General features: G+C 70.8%; 15 protein-coding genes. 9 read left to right on the top strand and 6 right to left on the bottom strand.

Going from position 1 to position 19,310, the window contains the following annotated elements:
* Positions 1-108: 108 nt before the first annotated feature.
* Positions 109-2,976 carry a penicillin acylase family protein gene (locus ACFXPK_RS16195; protein WP_385075752.1) on the bottom strand — a complete coding sequence of 956 codons (2,868 nt, stop codon included), beginning with the start codon at positions 2,974-2,976 and terminating at the stop codon, positions 109-111.
* Positions 2,977-3,289: 313 nt separating this feature from the next.
* On the opposite strand from ACFXPK_RS16195, the gene ACFXPK_RS16200 reads away from it, so the two are divergent.
* The 6 genes from ACFXPK_RS16200 (at position 3,290) to mscL (ending at position 9,799) form a co-directional block, all read left to right on the top strand.
* Positions 3,290-4,843: a potassium/proton antiporter gene (locus ACFXPK_RS16200; protein WP_384992924.1), complete on the top strand. Its 1,554-nt coding sequence runs from the start codon at positions 3,290-3,292 to the stop codon at positions 4,841-4,843.
* A 501-nt stretch (positions 4,844-5,344) separates the two neighbouring features.
* A complete protein-coding gene (locus ACFXPK_RS16205; protein WP_385075755.1) occupies positions 5,345-6,769 on the top strand; it encodes an MFS transporter in 1,425 nt (474 codons plus the stop codon).
* Positions 6,770-6,835: 66 nt separating this feature from the next.
* Positions 6,836-7,213 (top strand): FmdB family zinc ribbon protein, encoded by a 378-nt coding sequence (locus tag ACFXPK_RS16210; RefSeq protein ID WP_384992919.1) that lies wholly within the window; start codon positions 6,836-6,838, stop codon positions 7,211-7,213.
* A gap of 129 nt (positions 7,214-7,342) precedes the next feature.
* Positions 7,343-8,176, top strand: a complete 834-nt coding sequence (locus ACFXPK_RS16215; protein ID WP_385075758.1) for an S-methyl-5'-thioadenosine phosphorylase — start codon at positions 7,343-7,345, stop codon at positions 8,174-8,176.
* 405 nt (positions 8,177-8,581) lie between these two features.
* Positions 8,582-9,058, top strand: coding sequence for a hypothetical protein (locus ACFXPK_RS16220; protein ID WP_385075761.1), 477 nt, complete (start codon positions 8,582-8,584; stop codon positions 9,056-9,058).
* A 228-nt stretch (positions 9,059-9,286) separates the two neighbouring features.
* Positions 9,287-9,799 carry a large conductance mechanosensitive channel protein MscL gene (gene mscL, locus ACFXPK_RS16225; protein WP_385075764.1) on the top strand — a complete coding sequence of 171 codons (513 nt, stop codon included), beginning with the start codon at positions 9,287-9,289 and terminating at the stop codon, positions 9,797-9,799.
* 40 nt (positions 9,800-9,839) lie between these two features.
* Here the strand turns inward: mscL and ACFXPK_RS16230 are convergent, their stop codons facing one another.
* On the bottom strand, positions 9,840-10,067 hold the full coding sequence (locus ACFXPK_RS16230) for a hypothetical protein (protein ID WP_384992910.1): 228 nt from the start codon (positions 10,065-10,067) through the stop codon (positions 9,840-9,842).
* Between the two features lie 198 nt (positions 10,068-10,265).
* Between ACFXPK_RS16230 and ACFXPK_RS16235 the strand changes: the two genes are divergently transcribed.
* Complete coding sequence (locus tag ACFXPK_RS16235) at positions 10,266-11,297, top strand: P1 family peptidase (RefSeq protein ID WP_385075767.1); 1,032 nt, start codon at positions 10,266-10,268, stop codon at positions 11,295-11,297.
* Between the two features lie 191 nt (positions 11,298-11,488).
* Positions 11,489-12,346, top strand: a complete 858-nt coding sequence (locus ACFXPK_RS16240) for a DUF6227 family protein (RefSeq protein WP_385075782.1) — start codon at positions 11,489-11,491, stop codon at positions 12,344-12,346.
* Positions 12,347-12,460: 114 nt separating this feature from the next.
* On the opposite strand, the gene ACFXPK_RS16245 is transcribed toward ACFXPK_RS16240, so the two are convergent.
* From ACFXPK_RS16245 to ACFXPK_RS16260, 4 genes are all read right to left on the bottom strand, one after another.
* On the bottom strand, positions 12,461-14,566 hold the full coding sequence (locus tag ACFXPK_RS16245; RefSeq protein WP_385075770.1) for a fructose-specific PTS transporter subunit EIIC: 2,106 nt from the start codon (positions 14,564-14,566) through the stop codon (positions 12,461-12,463).
* 82 nt (positions 14,567-14,648) lie between these two features.
* Entirely contained in the window at positions 14,649-15,608 is a 960-nt protein-coding gene (gene pfkB, locus ACFXPK_RS16250) for a 1-phosphofructokinase (protein ID WP_384992900.1), read from the bottom strand.
* A 9-nt stretch (positions 15,609-15,617) separates the two neighbouring features.
* A complete protein-coding gene (locus ACFXPK_RS16255; RefSeq protein ID WP_384992898.1) occupies positions 15,618-16,379 on the bottom strand; it encodes a DeoR/GlpR family DNA-binding transcription regulator in 762 nt (253 codons plus the stop codon).
* 104 nt (positions 16,380-16,483) lie between these two features.
* Positions 16,484-17,914 (bottom strand): MFS transporter, encoded by a 1,431-nt coding sequence (locus ACFXPK_RS16260; RefSeq protein ID WP_385075785.1) that lies wholly within the window; start codon positions 17,912-17,914, stop codon positions 16,484-16,486.
* Positions 17,915-18,129: 215 nt separating this feature from the next.
* Between ACFXPK_RS16260 and ACFXPK_RS16265 the strand changes: the two genes are divergently transcribed.
* The gene (locus ACFXPK_RS16265) at positions 18,130-19,104 is read left to right on the top strand and encodes a helix-turn-helix transcriptional regulator (protein WP_384992893.1); all 975 of its coding nucleotides are present in this window, start codon (positions 18,130-18,132) and stop codon (positions 19,102-19,104) included.
* Positions 19,105-19,310 lie beyond the last annotated feature (206 nt).

A 19,310-nucleotide genomic window follows, 5' to 3' on the forward strand; every position in this document is an offset into this window, starting at 1 on the left:
CTACGACGCGTGCCGGACGGGCACCTGGGGGGTCAGGGTGGGGGCGGCCCGGGCCTCGGCGCCCCCCGGGGGGGGGCCCTCTTCGCCCCGCCCCCGGCGCCCGACCCGTTACGGCTCCAGCGTGAGCGTGTCCTTCGTGCTCTTCTGCACCGCGTTGGGGGTGAAGGACCAGTCCAGCAGCTCGCCCTTGGCCCACTTGTCCGTCTGATCGGTGTAGTGCGCGTTGTAGGCGTGCCCCGAGGCGCCCGTCAGGTTGATCCAGCGGGACTTGTCCCAGTCGCCGACGTTGACGACCATCCGCATCGACGGCACCCAGACGACCTCGTAACCGCCCGCCGCGTTCCAGCCGGTCGCATTGACCGCCGCCTCGCCGCCGCCGAGGTTCCACGGGCCGCGGTTGAGTATCTCCTTGAGGAAACCGGGCCCCTGGGTGCCCAGGGTCTGGTTCTCCAACTGGAGCTGGTGCAGACGGCCCCAGCTCCAACTGGAGACATCCTTGCCGAGCTTGGCCGTCAACTCCCAGCGCGCGTCCTTCATAGCGCGGTTCAGGAGTTCGTCACGCGTGGTCGTGGCGGCGTCCCTGCGGTTCTTCGGAGAGCTCCACCACTCGTTGCCCTCGTCCTTGACGATGCCGCGCACCACCTCGTACCAGCGGTCGCCGCCGTCCGGCTGGGCCTGGTCGGGGTCGCGCTGGCCGCACTCCCGTACGAGCTGGTCGAGACCGTCCGCCGGGCCGGTCGAGTCGGCGGGACGCACGGTGAGGCACTCGCCCTTGACGCGCACTTCCTTGGGAAGCTTGTTCCCGAAGGCCAGCTTGAGGACGTTGCGCCAGACCGCGTTGAAGTAGGCGGCGGCGCCCGAGTCGGGCTCCTGGGTGTAGTCCCAGCCTTCGAGGAGCTTCTGCGCCTCACGGACGGACGGGTCCGAGACATCGATCTTGAGCAGGTAGGGCGTCAGCACCTTGGCGATCTCGCTGCTGTTGTCCATCTGCATGGTCTGCATGTCGTCGGTCGAGATCTTCCCGCCGTCCTTGGTCTTCGACTCGATCAGGTCGTTGATCCGCTGGCTGCGCGCGCCGTAGCCCCAGTCCTCGGTGAGCAGGTTCGGGTACTTCTCCGCGTCCACGACGGCCTGGTTGGCGGTGACGATGTAGCCGCGCTCGGGGTTGTACTCGTACGGCAGCTCATCGAAGGGGATGTACCCCTTCCACTTGTACTTCGGGTCCCAGCCCGGCGCCGGCATCGTGCCGTCGCCCTCGGCGCGGACCGGGATCCGACCGGGCGCCTGGTAGCCGATGTTGCCCTTGGCGTCGGCGTAGATGAGGTTCTGCGAGGGAACCTCGAAGTGCTCGGCGGCCTTGCGGAAGCCGGAGAAGTCCTCGGCCCTGTTCAGCTCGAACACGGCGTCCATGGACTTGCCGGGCTGGAGCGCCGTCCACTGGAGGGAGACCGCGTAGCCGCCGCCCCGGTCCGGGGCGACGTCGCCGACCGGGGCCTTCTCGCCGACCTTCTCCAGCTCGCCGTCGCGGTCGGAGACCACGGGGCCGTGGTCGGTCGAACGGACCGTGATCTCCCTGCTCGCGCCACCGGCGACCTTGATGGTCTCCTGACGGGTCTTGAACTTCTTCTTCTGCGAGCCGTACTGGTACGTGTCGCCGCTGACCTTCTCCAGGTAGAGGTCGGTCACGTCGGCGCCGAGGTTGGTGAAGCCCCAGGAGAACTCCTGGTTGTGGCCGATTATCACTCCGGGCATTCCGGCGAAGGTGTAGCCGGCGACGTTGTACTTGCAGGTCGGCGAGGTGCTCCGGCAGTGCAGCCCCATCTGGTACCAGAGCGAGGGGAGCTGCGGCGCGAGGTGCGGGTCGTTGGCGAGGAGCGGCTTGCCCGTGGTCGTGTAACGGCCGGAGACGACCCAGGAGTTGGAGCCGATGCCGCTGCCGTTCGGGCCGAGCAGGGCGGGGATGTCGTCCAGGGTTCCGGAGAGGGCGCCGAGCTGTGCTTCGAGGCCCTGTGCGGCGTCGGCCGCGCCGGTGGACCGCAGCGAGACGTTGGAGCCCGTGGCGGCCCCTGCGCCTGTGCCTGTGCCTGTGCCTGTGCCGTCGATGGTCGAGCCGGTGCCGGTGCCCGTGTCGCTGCCGAATCCGGTGCCCGTACCGCTGCCGTCCGTACCGGTGCCGTCGGTTCCGGTTCCGCTGTCGGTGGGCTCGGCCTTGGGGTCGTACGCGCCCGTGACCGGGTCGATCCCGCCCTCGCTGACGATGGGCTTGTTCCGGTCGGCCGGGTACTCCGGGTAGAGGTCCTTGATCTGCTGCTCGCTGAGGCGGCTGGTCAGCAGCGAACGGTCGATCTCGTCCTGCATGTTGCCGCGCAGGTCCCAGGCCATCGCCTTCAGCCACGCCACGGAGTCGACCGGGGTCCACTTCTCCGGCGTGTAGTCGTTGGTGAAGCTCAGGGCCGCGTACTCGACCGCGATGTCCTTGCCGTCGCGGCCCTTGAGGTACTCGTTGACGCCGTCCGCGTACGCCTGGAGGTTCTTCTTGGTCTCCGCCGACAGCTCGGTGTCGTACTCGCGCTGCGCGACCCCGCGCCAGTCCAGGGTGCGCAGGAAGGTGTCGGTCTTGACCTGGCCCTTTCCGAACATCTCGGAGAGCCGGCCGGCGGTCATGTGCCGCCGTACGTCCATCTCCCAGAAGCGGTCCTGCGCCTGGACGTATCCCTGCGCGCGGAACAGGTCGGCGTCACTGTCGGCGTAGATCTGGGGGACGCCGTAGCTGTCGCGCCGGACGTCCACGGTTCCTGAGAGGCCCTTGAGCGTGACGGTCCCGGTGGTCTGCGGGAACGAGGCTCGGGCTGTACTGACGCCCCAGAACGCGCCGTATCCGACACCCGCGACAAGCGCCAGCACCAGGACGATCACGATCAGACGGGCGCGTCGCCCCTTCTTTTTGACGGAAGGGGGGGCTGTGTTGGCGGGCATCGCTGTCCTTCGAGGGGCAGGGTGGTCCTGGAATGCTGGAGCAACCATAGGCGCAGGGGTTCGGCGCCCCCGACGCGGTGTCATGTAGTGCGACTGATCCGACGATCACAGAATGATCACACAGAGACTGACACATGGATTCCTCGACGAATTCACCACGCTTCGCCCTTGTCGTACCGCACCGTACGTCTGTCGCACCCCTCGACCGCGATGGAAATCACATCAACGCTCGTACTGGCGATCGAAAGCGTCAAGAAAACGTTAAAGATTAGGTAAGGTAACGAAGTACTGGCTCCCGGAGGAACGATCCGGCGTGCGCGAGGGGAAGGATCGGCCGCTGTCTGTCCACCATCTCAACGAACTGCTGCTCATCAGCTCGCTCGTGCTGCTGATCGCGGTCGCCGCCGTCCGGATCTCGTCCCGGAGCGGACTCCCCAGCCTGCTGCTGTACCTGGGGATCGGTGTCGTCATAGGGCAGGACGGCCTCTTCCATGTGAAGTTCGACAACGTCGAGCTGACGCAGGTCATCGGCTATGCCGCACTGGTGGTGATCCTGGCCGAGGGCGGTCTGGGCACCAAGTGGAAAGAAGTGAAACCCGCGCTGCCCCTCGCCGCCGCCCTGTCGACGGTGGGGGTCGCGGTGAGCGTCGGCGTCACGGCGTCCGCCGCGCACTACCTGATCGGTCTGGACTGGCGGCAGGCACTGATCATCGGGGCCGTCGTCTCCTCGACCGACGCGGCGGCGGTCTTCTCCGTGCTGCGCAAGGTACCGCTGCCGTCCCGGGTGACCGGGGCGCTGGAGGCCGAGTCCGGGTTCAACGACGCCCCCGTGGTGATCATGGTGGTCGCGCTCTCGGCCGCGGGGCCGGTCGAGCACTGGTATCTCCTGGTCGGCGAGATCGTCCTGGAGCTGGCGATCGGCGCCGTCATCGGACTCGCGGTCGGCTGGGCGGGCGCCTACGGACTGAAGCACGTGGCCCTGCCGGCCTCCGGGCTCTACCCGATCGCCGTGATGGCGATCGCGGTGTCGGCGTACGCGGTCGGCGCCACGGCGCACGGCAGCGGCTTCCTCGCCGTCTACATCGCCTCCATGATCCTCGGAAACTCCAAACTGCCGCACGCCCCGGCGAACCGCGGCTTCGCGGAGGGGCTGGGCTGGATCGCGCAGATCGGCATGTTCGTCCTGCTCGGCCTGCTGGTGACGCCGCACGAGCTGGGGGACGACTTCCTGCCCGCGCTGATCGTCGGCCTGGTCCTGACCGTGGTGGCCCGGCCGCTGTCCGTCCTGATCAGCCTGCTGCCCTTCCGGGTCCCCTGGCAGGAGCAGGCCCTCATGTCCTGGGCGGGGCTGCGCGGCGCGGTGCCCATCATCCTCGCGACCATTCCGATGGTCTCGCAGGTGCAGGGCAGTCTGCGGATCTTCAACATCGTCTTCATTCTGGTCGTCGTGTACACGCTGGTGCAGGGGCCGACGCTGCCCTGGCTGGCCAGGGCGCTGCGGCTCGGACGTTCCTCCGCCGCCTCCGACCTGGGCATCGAGTCGGCGCCGCTGGAACGGCTGCGCGGCCATCTGCTCTCCGTGGCGATCCCGGAGGGGTCGAAGATGCACGGCGTGGAGGTGGCGGAGCTGCGACTGCCGCCGGGGTCCGCGGTGACGCTGGTCGTCCGGGACGAGAAGAGCTTCGTACCGCTCCCCGCCACCGTGCTGCGCCGCGGCGACGAACTGCTCGTGGTGGCGACGGATCCGGTACGGGACGCGGCGGAGCGCCGGCTGCGAGCGGTCGGACAGGGCGGAAAGCTGGCCGGCTGGCTGGGCACGGGCAACGGCGTGGGCACGGGAGCCGGCGCGGGCGGCAAGCTCCCGTGAAACGGCCTCGGGGCCGGGAGGCAGGGCGCCGGGGGCGGCCGCGCCGGGGCCCGTGAGATCGCAGGGGTTCGTGAGGTCGAAGGGCCCGCGAGGTCACCGGGGCTCGTGAGGTGGAGGTCCGCGAGGTGCGGGGCGCCCTGGGTGGGGCGCGGGTACGGACGTCCGAGGTGCGGGCGTCCGGGGGCGGCGGGGGCAATCACAGGCGGGCACTCGCTGTGATCAGGCTTTCTCAGGCGCACGGCAGGACGTACCTGTACGATAAAGGCGCTTGTGATCAACTGTTTTGACGTCTGTATCTAGCTGAACATCTGCATCTACTGATCGACCAACTCTGCCTGACGCAGTGCTGGCGCGACCGTATGGCGGCCGTGGCTGCCCCCTCAGTGGGCCCTGGTATCTACCGCAGTTCCGCGCAAGAGGACAGCTCTCGGCTGCGCCCGCCTCCGTGACCGACGGAGGCCCTACAGGGGCGCGCTACCAGGCGGCAGAAAGGCATGGGCCGTGTCCCGCAACACGGTCGACACCGACTCCGGCGCTGCCGAGGCGGAGGGCGCCACGCCCCGCCCGGGCTACGGACGGCTGTTGCGCACCCCTGGTGCCTGGACCTTCCTGATCCCCGGCTTCGCCGCACGACAGCCCTTCGCGATGTTGACGATCGGCATCGTCCTCCTCGTGCAGCACACCACCGGTTCGTACGGTGCCGCCGGCGCTGTCGCGGCGGTCACGGGTGTGTCCATGGCGCTTTTCGCCCCGCAGAGCGGCAAGCTCGCGGACCGGTACGGGCAGCGCGCCGTCCTGGTGCCGGGCGTGATGATCCACGCGGCGTCGGTGGCGGCCCTGGTCACGCTCACGCTGATGGACGCCCCGCTCTGGGCGCTGTTCGTCGCCGCACTGCCGACCGGCGCCTCCGTCCCGCAGGTGGGCCCCATGGTCCGCTCGCGCTGGGTGGCGCTGCTGGACTCCTCCGACCAGGCCTCGGCCCCCGGCCCGGTCTCGGATCCGAGTTCGGGATCGGGTCCGGGCTCGGGCACGGGTCCGGGATCGGATGGCGGCCGGAGTTCGGGCAGGCGTGACTCTTCGTCCCTGCTGCCGACGGCCGCCGCCTTCGAGTCCGTGACGGACGAATTCACCTTTGTCATCGGCCCTGTGCTCGCGACCGCACTCTGCGCGGGGGTCCACCCGGCGGCCGGACTGATCGCCGAGGCCACGCTCACGCTGGTGGGCGGACTGCTCTTCGCCGCCCAGCGCGCAACGGAGCCCCGGTCGGACCGGCACGGCGGTGCGGGCGGCTCCGCCGGACCGCGCGTCTCCGCGCTCTCCGTGCCCGGCGTACGCGTACTGGCTGTGGCCCTCCTCGGAATCGGTTCGGTCTTCGGCGGTATGCAGGTCTCCCTCACCGCGTTCGCCGAGGAGATCGGCGACCCCGGCGTGAACGGCCTTCTCTACGGGATCTTCGCGGCGGGCAACATGCTCGCCGGCATCGTCTGCGGAGCCGTGGCCTGGAAGATCGGGCCCCGGCGCAGACTGCTGGTCGGGTACGCGGCGCTGACCCTTGCCGCCTCCGCGCTCTGGACGGCGCACTCGGTACCGCTGCTCGCCGGCCTCGGACTGCTGGTCGGCCTCTGCATCGCCCCCTCCCTGATCACGAGCTACACCCTGGTCGAATCTCTGGTGCCCGCCTCGGCGCGCACCGAGGCGTTCACCTGGCTGACCGGTGCGGTCGCCCTCGGGCAGGCGGCAGCGGTCACGGCGGCCGGACAACTGGCCGACGCCCATGGCGCGGGCGCCGGATTCCTGGTGCCGCTCATGGGCACGGCCCTGGCTCTGGCCACCCTGGTGGCACTGCGTTCGCGGCTCGCTCCGAAGGCCCCGGGACGGGTCGCCGCGCGTGGGATGAGTCACCGCGCGCCGGTGACAGTGGACTGATCGCTCGGAATACGTCACTATGGAGCGTCGTTAGCACTCATTGAGTGAGAGTGCCAGGAGGAGCAAGTGCCGACCTACCAGTACCAGTGCACCGAGTGTGGCGAGGGCCTCGAGGCGGTGCAGAAGTTCACCGATGATGCCCTCACGGTGTGCCCGAGTTGCGAAGGACGCCTGAAGAAGGTCTTCTCCGCGGTCGGCATCGTCTTCAAGGGCTCCGGGTTCTACCGCAACGACAGCCGCGGCTCGTCGTCGAGCAGCGCGCCCGCGTCGGCCGGCTCCTCGGGGTCTTCAGGGTCCGGCTCGTCGAGCGCGAAGCCGTCCTCGGAGTCCAAGGCCGCGGCGTCGGCCTCGTCCTCCGCCTCTGGCTCCGGATCTTCCTCCGGTGGATCCAGCTCTTCGAGCTCCGGCTCGTCGAGCAGCTCCAGCGGCTCGTCCGCCGCCTGATTCTTCTCCTTTCACCGCCAGGGCCCCGCCGTTCCGTACGGTCGGGGTCCTTCGGCGTACGGACCCGTCTCCGCGGTCCCGGCAGGCCCGTACCGGGTGCGGGCGAGCCGGTCCGGCTAGTGTGACCGGATGGCGAATGCAGAGATCGGTGTGATCGGTGGCTCCGGCTTCTACTCCTTCCTGGAGGACGTGACCGAAGTCCAGGTGGAGACCCCGTACGGGCCGCCCAGTGACTCCCTCTTCCTCGGCGAGCTCGCCGGCCGCAGAGTCGCGTTCCTGCCCCGGCACGGGCGCTCGCACGACCTTCCTCCGCACCGCATCAACTACCGCGCCAATCTGTGGGCCCTGCGCTCCGTCGGCGTGAGGCAGGTCCTGGGGCCGTGCGCGGTGGGCGGACTGCGGCCGGAGTTCGGCCCGGGCACGCTGCTCGTACCCGATCAACTGGTGGACCGGACCAAGGCCCGGGTCCAGACGTACTACGACGGGCTGCCGCTGCCGGACGGCAGCGCCTCCAAAGTCGTCCATGTCTCGCTCGCCGATCCGTACTGCCCCGAAGGACGCAGGACCACCCTGGCGGCTGCGCGCGGGCGCGACTGGGAGCCGGTGGACGGCGGAACGCTCGTCGTCATCGAGGGGCCGCGCTTCTCCACCCGGGCGGAGTCGCGCTGGCACGCGGCGATGGGCTGGTCGGTCGTCGGGATGACCGGTCACCCCGAGGCCGTACTCGCTCGTGAACTGGGTCTCTGCTACACCTCCATGACGCTCGTGACGGATCTGGACGCGGGGGCCGAGACCGGCGAGGGGGTCTCCCACGAGGAGGTCCTCAAGGTCTTCGCCGCCAATGTCGACCGGCTGCGCACCGTGCTCTTCGACGCCGTGGCCGGACTGCCGTCGAACGAATCGCGCGACTGCCTGTGCGCGCACGCGCTGGACGGGATGGACACCGGGATTCAACTGCCCTGATCCCGCTGTGCCTTGAATCTCGCCCTGCCTGATCTTGGATTTCCCCGCCCCCGCCCCGGCCATGCGCGGGGGCGGGGAAATTCGCCGGGCGAGGTACTGAACCACCCTTGCGGGTGAGGGAGTTATCCACAATCAGGAACTGATCCACAGGCATCAGCGGAATCCCGCCGGGCGGGGCATCGTGAGGAGCGGTCACAGAACTTCTCACGTCAGGCGGTGTTCGCCGTGTCCCGTTCCTTCGCTCAGGAGCCCTCCCGCGCTCCCGCGCCACCCCCGCCCCCTCTTTCACCATTCAGCGCATCTCCCCCTTTCCTCCCCTCCGGTTCCGCGCCTGAGCCGCGCGAGGTGCCGCCGTTCGCCCCGCTGCGCGTGGGCGGGTCGCGGCGGAGGTTGCACCGGGCTCTGATGAAACGGCGACGGGCGACAGCGGCAGGGCTGGCCGTGACGGCCGCCGCGCTGGCCGCCACCGGGGCCGGCGGCGCGGTCGGCGGGGTCGCGGGCGCGGATACCCGTGCGGAGGCCGCCGCGGGCGCTCTCACGTCCGCACCGCCCCTGCGGCGCCACGGGGCGCTCCCACGGCCGGTGAGGATGGTGTCCGCGCCCGTGCGTATCGCCGACGCGGCGACGGTCAGACTGCTGCGCCGGGGAGACCGCGTCGATGTGATCGCGTCCGCGGCGCAGCCGCCGGGAACGGCGGGGATCGGGGAGAGCGGGCCGGAGGCGCGAGTGGTGGCCTCCGGGGCCCGCGTCGCCGATGTCCCCAGGGTCACGGAGATCTCGGCGGACGGCGGAGCACTCATCGTGCTGTCCGTGTCGCGCGCCACCGCCACGGCGCTGGCCGGCGCGAGCGCCACTTCCCGGCTGGCGGTGACGCTGTGCTGATCCGCGGGGCGTGGAGTCGCGTGGTGCGGAGCTGCGTGACGCGGGTGCGGGCGGTCACGGAGCGTCTGTTCCGGGCCGGGGTGGAGCTGGGCCGTACGGTCCGGACTCGCACAAGCGAGCTGTCACGTCGCCTGGTCGCGTGTGCGGATTGGACAGCGTGGGCACGCGCTGCCGTAGGTTGCGAAGCAGATTGTCACCCCTACAGCACATGCGAAGAAAGGCTCACTCGTGAGCAAGGAGAAGGAGAGCGTCCTCGAAGGCTTCAAGGCCTTCCTGATGCGCGGCAACGTGATCGACCTCGCGGTGGCGGTGGTTATCGGGGCGGCGTTCACCAACGTGGTGACCTCGGTCGTCAAGGGCGTGATCAATCCGGTGGTCGGCGCGTTCGGCACGCAGGATCTGAACAGGTACAGCTCGTGCCTCAAGGCGCCGTGCGAGACGAACGCCGCGGGCGAGGCCACCAAAGGCATTCCGATCATGTGGGGAACGGTGCTGAGCGCGGTTCTCACGTTCCTCATCACGGCAGCCGTCGTGTACTTCCTGATGGTGCTGCCGATGGCCAAGTACCTCGCCCGGCGCGCCAGGCAGCAGGCCGCCAAGGAAGAGGTCCAGGAGGTCATGGAGGTCAGCGAGCTGGAGGTCCTCAAGGAGATCAGGGACGCCCTCGTGGCGCAGCGCGGCTCGGGACCCGGCGGACCCGGCGGATCCGGGCAGGACGGCCTGGGGCGGAACACGCCTTAACGGCGGACCGTGGTGGAACGCCCCGTCCGGGGCGCTCGGCTCAGATGTGGTGGGGCGGCTTCTCGTCGAGGAACCGGGCGAGGTCGGCGGCGCTGCCGCCGCTCCCGGTGGGGCGCTCCCCCCAGCCGTCGTCGGTGTCGTCCGAGGACTGCTGGTCCAGAGGGTCGTCGAAGACCAGCGCCGCGTGGGGACGCGGCGGCCCGGACGGCCGCCGGGGCTCCGCGGGCTGCTCCTCGGGTACCGGCTCGGGGGTGGGGGCGGTGCTCATGCCTCCAGGGTACGGGGGCGTGCGCAGGGCCCGGATGTACGTGGACGGACGACAGCCGCCGCCCGTGCCCGGGATCGGCAGCCGCGCGCGCGGCCCCCCTCGGCCCCTGCTGCTCTCGCCGCCCCTCCCCGCCCTCCGGCGCCGATTCTCCGGCGTCCACCTCCTCACTGCCCGGGGTACGTGGTACGCATGGGATTCATGGCATCGAATGACGCACTGACCGACGTGGCGGGCCTCCGGGTAGGGCACGCCCAGGTGCCCGGTGATCGCGCGCTCACCGGCACCACCGTCGTACTCGCCCCGGAGGGCGGGGTGGTCACCGCCGTGGACATCAGGGGCGGCGGGCCGGCCACGAAGGAGACCGACGCCCTCGACCCGCGCAATATCGTCCAGCGCACGGAGGCCGTCGTGCTGACGGGCGGCAGCGCGTACGGGCTCGACTCGGCATCCGGCGTGATGGCGTGGCTGGAGGAGCGCGGGCGGGGGATACGGGTCGGCGCCGACCCGGGTCAGGTGGTTCCCGTCGTCCCGGCGGCGGGCATCTTCGACCTCGGACGCGGCGGCGACTGGCGGATCCGGCCCGACGCGGCGACGGGGCGGGCGGCGGTGGAGGCGGCGGGGGCGTCCAAGAGCGGTGCGCCGGTCGCGGAGGGCTGTGTGGGCGCGGGGGTCGGCGCCCTCGCCGGACAGCTCAAGGGCGGTGTGGGGACGGCGAGTACGGTGCTGGACTCCGGAATCACCGTCGCCGCGCTGGTCGTGGCCAACGCGGCGGGCTCCGTGGTCGATCCGCTGACCGGCGTGCTGTACGGGCGTTACTTCAGCGGTCGTACGGAGTACCCGACGACTGAAGTACATCAGGCGGCGCAAAGGAGACTGGCCGAGTTGAGCGAGCGGAACGGCCCCGCTCCGCTCAACACCACCCTGGCGATCGTCGCCACCGACGCCGAACTGTCCCGTGCCCAGGCGCAGAAGCTCGCGGGGACGGCGCACGATGGCATCGCGCGCGCCGTCCGTCCGGTGCATCTGCTCAACGACGGGGACACTGTTTTCGCGCTGTCGACAGGTGTTCAGCCGTTGGCCGAGGGGGATTTGCTCGCCATCAACGCGATACTGGCGGCGGGCGCCGATGTGGTGACCAGGGCGATCGTATCGGCCATGTGTGCGGCTGAGAGTGTCGACGGTCCTGGCGGAACATTCCCGTCGTACCGCGAGTTGTACAAGCTCGACTGAGGGGCGTGTCCCGCGAGTTGGCAAGGGGCGCGCGGGAACTTCACGTACGCCCCCTTCGTTTTCCCAAACTTAAGACGCGATGTCAGCCCTAGGCACTACGTTATGCAATCACCAAGTGACATGTGGCGACGGCCTGGAGACCCATCTTGAACGATCCCTACGAGACAACCGAGACGCACCTCGAGCGACTCCTGGGTCGGGCACTCAACTCCTTCGACCTGCCTGACGCACTGGTCGATCGACTCGACCGTGCGCTGGCGCACGCCAGCTCGCTGTGTTCCGCGCACCACAGTGCGGGGCTGCACCGCGAGACGTATCGGCACACCTATCTGCTCGATGACGGCAGCGCGTTCAGCCTTTGGGAGCTGGTGCACAACACCGGCCGGGACGGCGCGCGGCTGCACGAGCTGTACGGGGACGAATCCGAGGCCCAGCTCGCCGCGGCGCGGCTGTGCCGGCCGGGCAGCCCGGAGGCGCCGCGGCTCTCGTCGGCCGGTCCGGACCAGCGCGACGGCGAGGCGTACCGGGAAGAACGAGGATGCCTGGACGACGATCTCCTGGAGGAGGATCCCCGATATCGCGAGACGGCCATGGACGATCTCGCGACCGATCTGCTCGCCGAGCTGGAGTCGGAGCGTACGGCCGAGATCGACGCGCACCTCGCGTTGCTCCGCGGTCTGCGCGCGCTGCCCGCTCCCGCGCCCACGCCGCGGCACCGGCAGTACTCGCCCGACAACTCGCCGGACCACGCCCGCCGGGTGCTGCGCCGTGCGGAGAACGCGGACTGCCCGGGTGAGGAGACCAAGCAGCTGCTGAAGACGGCGTTCGCGCATCACATCACGCAGGTCTTCGGACGGCAGTGCCAGGTCGAGGGCAAGGACGCGGGGTTCATGCTCTACGAGCACGCGTTCCTGCTGATCGACGGCACCGAGACGAGTCTGTGGGAGGTGGAGCACACGGCGACGCCGGACGGACGGCACATGTGTGAGGTGTACGGGGCCGAACAGACAGCGCGCGAAGCCATGGAGCTTCGCGCGCGGGTCCTGTGAGAGCCGGCCAGGCCTGAGACCGGGCCGGGAGGAAGGTCGTACGGCCCGCCAGTGGTGGGACGGACCGTACGACCTCCGGGAAGGGCACAGCGGGGGTGGGGCGGCGGGAGGGGGTCAGACGCTCGCCGGCACCTTGGCCTCCGCTCCGGACGCGTCGGCTCCGACCGTTCCGGCCTGGGTGGACTGGTCCGGGGCGCCGGTCCTGCGGGCGCCCTTGAGCAGGACGACCAGTCCGGTGGTGACGGCCGTGCCCGCCGCGATCGCGATCAGGTAGAGGAACGGATTGCCGATCAGCGGGATCACGAAGATGCCGCCGTGCGGAGCCCGCAGCGTGCACTCGAAGAGCATCGAGAGCGCACCGGTCACCGCGCCGCCCGCCATCGCGGACGGGATCACCCGCAGCGGGTCGGCCGCGGCGAACGGGATCGCGCCCTCGGTGATGAAGGAGGCGCCGAGCACCCAGGCGGCCTTGCCGTTCTCGCGTTCGGTACGGGTGAACAGCTTGCCGCGTACGGTCGTGGCGAGCGCCATGGCCAGCGGCGGGACCATGCCCGCGGCCATCACGGCGGCCATGACCTTCAGGCTGCCCTCGTTGGGGTTGGCGAGACCGCCGACGGCGAAGGCGTAGGCGACCTTGTTCAGCGGGCCGCCGAGGTCGAAGCACATCATCAGGCCGAGGATGACGCCCAGGATGACGGCGTTGGCCCCGGAGAGGCCGGACAGCCAGTCGGACAGGGCCTCCTGGAGCGAGGCGATCGGTTTGCCGACCACCAGGAACATCAGGAACCCGACGACAGCGGAGGCGACCAGTGGAATCACGACGACCGGCATGATGCCGCGCAGCGCGGCGGGCACGTTGACCCGTTGGATGGCCATCACCACGCCACCGGCGATCAGACCGGCGGCGAGACCGCCGAGGAAGCCCGCGTTGATGGTGAGGGCGATGGAGCCGCCCACGAAGCCGGGGACCAGACCGGGGCGGTCGGCCATCCCGTACGCGATGTAGCCCGCGAGGACGGGCACCAGGAAGCCGAAGGCCAGGCCGCCGATCTGGAAGAGCAGAGCGGCCCAGCTCATGCTCTCCGTCCAGACGAAGTGCTCGGCGACGGAAGGAGCCTTGTCGACGGTGTAGCCGCCGATGGCGAAGCCGAGGGCGATCAGGAGGCCGCCCGCCGCGACGAACGGGACCATGTAGCTGACGCCGGACATCAGCCACTTGCGCAGCTTGGTGCCGTAGCCCTCACCGGGCTCCCCCGCGTCGTCCACGGGTGAGCCGGCGGTGCCCGCGGCGCCGGTGATCTCGCCGCGGGCGGCCTTGCCGCGCACCTCGGCGATCAGTTCGGCGGGGCGGTTGATGCCTGCCTTGACGCCGACGTCGACCGTCGGCTTCCCGGCGAAGCGTTCCTTCTCCCGTACGGGCACGTCGTGCGCGAAGATCACGCCGTCGGCGGCGGCGATGACGGCCGGGTCGATCCGGTTGAAGCCGGAGGAGCCCTGCGGTTCGACGACGAGTTCGACGCCGCCGGCCTGCTGTCCGGCCTGTTCCAGGGCCTCGGCGGCCATGTAGGTGTGCGCGATGCCGGTGGGGCAGGAGGTGACGGCGACGATCCGGAACACCTGGTCCTCGGCGGCACCGGCAGCCGGAGCCTCCGGTTCCGGAGCTTCCGGTTCCGTTGCCTTCGATCCGGTCGCCTTCGGTCCGGTCGCCTTCGGTTCCGTTGCCTCCGGCCCTGGGGCCTTCGCCGGGGCTTCGGCCGTCGTCGGCTCCTCCGCCGGGGGCTCCTCGCCGCGGATCAGGGCGGCAGCCGCCGAGGCGTCCGTGGCCGAGCGGAGCGCCGTGGTGAACTCCTCGTTCATCAGGCGGCGGGCCAGGGCCGAGAGGATGGTCAGGTGCGCGTCGTCGGCGCCGGCGGGGGCCGCGATGAGGAAGATCAGGTCGGCGGGTCCGTCGGGGGCGCCGAAGTCGATGCCGCGCGCCGAGCGGCCGAAGGCGAGCGTGGGCTCGCCGACGTGTTCGCTGCGGCAGTGCGGGATGCCGATACCGCCGTCGAGCCCGGTCGGCATCTGCGCCTCGCGGGCGGCCACGTCGGCCAGGAAGCCGTCCAGGTCGGTGACCCGGCCCAGGGTCACCATCCGTTCGGCCAGCGAGCGGGCCGCTGCTTCCTTGGTATCGGCGGCCAGGTCGAGGTCGACCAGGTCCGCGGTGATCATGTCGCTCATCGCGGGCTCCTTTGCTCGCTTATCGCGCGGGTCAGTTCCGGAAGGGAATGGGGAAGGGGGACGGAGGAGAAGGTCGAGCGGTTCATGAGGCGGGCTCCCTGAGCAAGCGGTCCAGGGGGATGTCGGCGGTCACGGTGACCGCCGACGGGTCCAGGTCGCCGGGTGCCGGCATCACGCTGCCCGGGAGTTGCACCGCCGCGGCGCCGTGGGCGACGGCGGACGCGAGCGCCTCCGGGCCCTCGCCGCCCGCCGCCAGGAACCCGGCGAGCGAGGCGTCGCCCGCACCGACGTTACTGCGGACCGTGGCGACCGTGGCGGAGCCGAAGTACGTTCCCGCCTCCGCGACCAGGAGCTGGCCGTCCGCGCCGAGGCTGGCGAGGACCGCGGCGGCGCCGTACGTACGCAGCTCCTCCGCCGCCTTGACGGCGTCGCCGACGGTCGTGAGGGGGCGGCCGACGGCCTGGGCCAGCTCTTCGGCGTTCGGCTTGACGACGTCCGGCCGCTCGCGCAGCGCGGCCAGCAGCGAGGGGCCCGAGGTGTCGAGGGCGATCCGCGCCCCGGCGCGGTGGGCGCCGGCGACCAGTTCCGCGTACCACTCGGGGGCCAGTCCGCGCGGAAGGCTGCCGCAGCAGGCGATCCAGGCCGAGGAGCCGGAGTGGGCGCGGATCTGGGTGCGCACCACGTCGAGCAGCGACTCCGACTCGGCCGCGGTCAGCTCGGGGCCCGGTGCGTTGATCTTGGTCAGCGTTCCGTCGGGCTCGGCGAGCGCGATGTTGGACCGGGTCGCTCCCGCGACCGGCACCGGAGCGACCGCGATCCCCTGCCCGGCCAGCAGCTCGGCGACCAGCGCGCCCGGGGCGCCTCCGAGGGGCAGCACCGCGACCGTAGGGCGGCCGGCGGCGGCGACGGCGCGCGAGACGTTGACGCCCTTGCCGCCCGGGTCCATGCGTTCGGCCGTGGCCCGCAGTACCTCGCCGCGGTCGAGGGCCGGGACCTCGTACGTACGGTCCAGGCTCGGGTTGGGGGTGACGGTGAGAATCATGCGGCGCTCCTAAACACACAGCACTTCGGTGCCCTCGGCCTCGATGGCCGCGACCTCCGAAGGGCTGAGCCCGCTGTCGGTGATGAGCAGATCGACATCGGCGAGCGTGCCGAAGCGCGCGAAGTGCTCCTGGCCGTGCTTCGCCGAGTCGGCGAGCAGCACCACGCGCCGGGCCGCGCCGACGAGAGCGCGCTTCACGGCGGCTTCGGCGAGGTCGGGGGTGGTGAGCCCGCCTTCGGGGGAGAAACCGTTCGTGCCGAGGAAGACGACATCGGCGCGGATCTCCCCGTAGGCGCGCAGTGCCCAGGCGTCGACGGCGGCCCGCGTACGGTTGCGGACCCGCCCGCCGACCAGGTGGAGATCGATCCCCGGGTGGTCGGCGAGACGGGCCGCGACCGGGAGGGAGTGGGTCACGACGGTGAGCCCGCACTCCAGCGGCAGTTCCGCCACGAGCCGCGCGACGGTCGATCCGGCGTCCAGGATCACGCTGCCGTCCTGCGGCAGCTCCGCGAGCGCAGCGTGCGCGATGCGGTCCTTCTCGTCGGCGGCCGTGGACTCGCGCTCGGCCAGGTCGGGCTCGAAGTCCATCCGGCCCGCCGGTATGGCCCCGCCGTGCACGCGGCGGACGAGGCCGGCCCGGTCGAGGGCCTTCAGGTCGCGCCGTACGGTCTCCGCGGTGACCTGGAACTGCTCGGCGAGCGACAGCACATCGACACGTCCGCCCTCACGGGCCAGCCGCAGGATCTCCTGCTGACGCTCCGGTGCGTACATGTGGGTTTACGTCCGTTCCGTGCCCGAACCTGTGGTTTCGGCGACACGCTACGCTCACATTTCTGGAAAGTAAACAGATTCGGGCGAACTACGGACACGATCGGTCATCCCTTGTCGGCCCCGCGCTTCGACGGGAGCGCGAACATCATGAGGAAGATGACCGCGAGCACCGCCACCACCCACCACAGGGCGTGCTGGAAGCCGTCGGCGAACGCCTCGCGCGTCGCGTCGGCCGGCCGGGAGTCGACCACACCGAAGAAGACCACCGAGACCAGTCCGAGCCCCAGGGCGCTGCCCATCTGCTGTGTGGTGCTGATCAGGCCCGACGCCGAGCCCGAGTGTGCGCGCGGGACGCCCGAGAGCACCGCGTCCGTCAGCGGGGCCACGATCAGCCCCATCCCCGCACCCATGACCAGCAGGGGCGGCGCCATCTGCCAGGAGGTGACCTCCAGGCCGTACCGTCCGGCCACGCCGATGTAGAGCAGCAGCCCGCTGATCATGGTCAGCGCTCCCGCCTGGAGCACGGCGCGGCCGAAGCGCGGGACCAGCTTCTGCACGGAGAGGCCGGCCGCGACCGATACGGCGAGCGAGAACGGCACACCCGTGAGGCCCGCGCGCAGCGGGGTCCAGCCGAGGCCGATCTGCATGTACAGCGTCCAGACCAGGAAGAAGATGCCCAGGGCCACACCGAAGGCGAGCTGGACGGCGACGCCCGCGGCGAAGCTCCTGACCCGGAACAGCGACAGCTCGATCAGCGGTGAGCCGTCCTTGCGCGCCTTCCACCGCTCGTACGCCACCAGCGCGGCCAGGACACCGAGGCTGCCGACCATGCAGACGTGGCCCCACAGCGGCCAGTCCAGTTCGCGCCCCCGGGTGAGGGGGTAGATCAGCATCAGCAGGGCGCCCGTCACCAGGACCACGCCCACCAGGTCCAGGCGGAGCGCCTTGGGCGCCCTGGACTCGACGATGAACTTGCGGCCGAGCAGCACCCCCGCCACGCCGACCGGCAGGTTGATGAGGAAGATGGGGCGCCATTCGAGGCCGAAGAGGTTCCACTGGGTGAGCAGCGCGCCGAGCAGCGGGCCCGAGACGGAGCCGAGGCCGACGATCGCGCCGAACAGCCCGAAGACCTTGCCGCGTTCGTGGGCGGGGAAGGTGACATGGATGATCGACAGCACCTGGGGCACCATCATCGCGGCCATCGCACCCTGGAGCAGCCGCGAACCGACGAGCATCCCGGGGCCGGCGGCGAAGCCGCAGAGCGCGGAGGCGACCGTGAAGCCGCTGATACCGATCAGGAAGAGCCGCTTGCGGCCGTATATGTCACCGAGACGGCCACCGGTGATCAGTCCGGCCGCGAACGCGAGCGCGTATCCGGCGGTGATCCACTGGATCGCTCCGAAGGTGGCGCCGAGATCCCGTTCGATGCTCGGGATCGCGATGTTGACGATGGTGACATCCACGAGGTCCATGAAGGCGGCCGTCATGACCACGGCCAGCGCCAGCCAGCGGCGTCGGTCGCCACCCCCGCCCATGGCAGGTCCGGCCTCCGGGACGGCTGGGGACGGTCCGGTGGCGCCGGAGACTGCGGAGGAGGCGGGGCCGGGCGTTGCCTCCGACGGGGCCGTCGGAGGGACCGCCGGAGGGACCGCCGGGACGGGTGTCGGCGAGGTGATGGGTGAACTCATGGGGCACAAGCTAGGGAGCATCTAGGTCCGTATGTGTCCTAGACGGCGCGCACCATGGACGTATGACCGACACCCCGGCACGGCTCCTGAGGCTGCTCTCCCTCCTCCAGACCCCGCGCGAGTGGCCGGGCAGTGAGCTGGCCCAGCGGCTCGACGTCAGCGCGCGCACCATCCGCCGCGACATCGACCGGCTGCGCGCCCTCGGCTACCCCGTGGAGGCCACCATGGGGGCCGTCGGGGGCTACCGGCTGGTCGCCGGTACGGCCATGCCCCCGCTGCTCCTGGAGGACGAGGAGGCCGTGGCCATCGCGGTCGGCCTGCGGGCCGGGGCGGGCCACGCCGTGGAGGGCCTCGACGAGGCGTCCGTACGCGCCCTGGCCAAGCTGGAGCAGGTGCTGCCGTCCCGGCTCAGGCACCGCGTCTCCACCCTTCAGGCGGCGACGATGCCGCTCACCCGCGGGGACGGCGCGACCATCGATCCGCAGACCCTCACGGTCATGGCCGGGGCCGTCACGGGCACGGAGCGGCTGCGCTTCTGCTACCGCTCCGGGGACGGTACGGAGACGAAGCGGCAGGTCGAGCCGTACCGGCTCGTCTCGACCGGCAGCCGCTGGTATCTGGTGGCGTACGACCTGGGGCGCGACGACTGGCGTACGTTCCGGGTCGACCGGGTGAGCGAGCCCTTTCCGACCGGCGCCAGGTTCACCCCGCGCGAGCTGCCCTCGGGGAACGCGGACGCCGCCCAGTTCCTGGCCCGGTCCATGTCACGGTTGCAGCCCGAGCTGCGTGTGGACGTCACCTTCCGGGCGCCCGCGGAGTTCGTGACGGCCCGGCTGCCGCCCTATCTGCCCGCGCCCGTGCCCACCGGGCCGCTCTCCTGCCGGCTGCGCATGACCGTGACCGACTCGCTGGAGTGGGTCGCGCTGCGGCTGGCGCTGGTCGACTGCGAGTTCACCGCGCATGCCCCGGCGGAACTCACGGAGTACCTGCGCGAGCTGGGGGCCAGACTGACCCGCGCCTCCGCACCGGTCCGCTAGCGGGGAGGGGCAGAGCCCGGAGGGACGGCCCGAAAGGGCCGGCGGAAGGCCGGAGGAAGGCCGGGGGAGGGCTGGAAGAGGGCAGAGGGGAGCCCCGGCCCCTGGGGGGGGTTGGTGGCGGGGCTCGTCTCTGGGGCGGTGGCTTTTAAAAAAATACGAGCCCACCATAACTTAATCAAACTGGGGTTTGGGGGGTGTGGGTGTGA

Origin of the sequence: Streptomyces sp. NPDC059142 (assembly GCF_042755665.1) — a bacterium.
Taxonomy (GTDB): domain Bacteria; phylum Actinomycetota; class Actinomycetes; order Streptomycetales; family Streptomycetaceae; genus Streptomyces.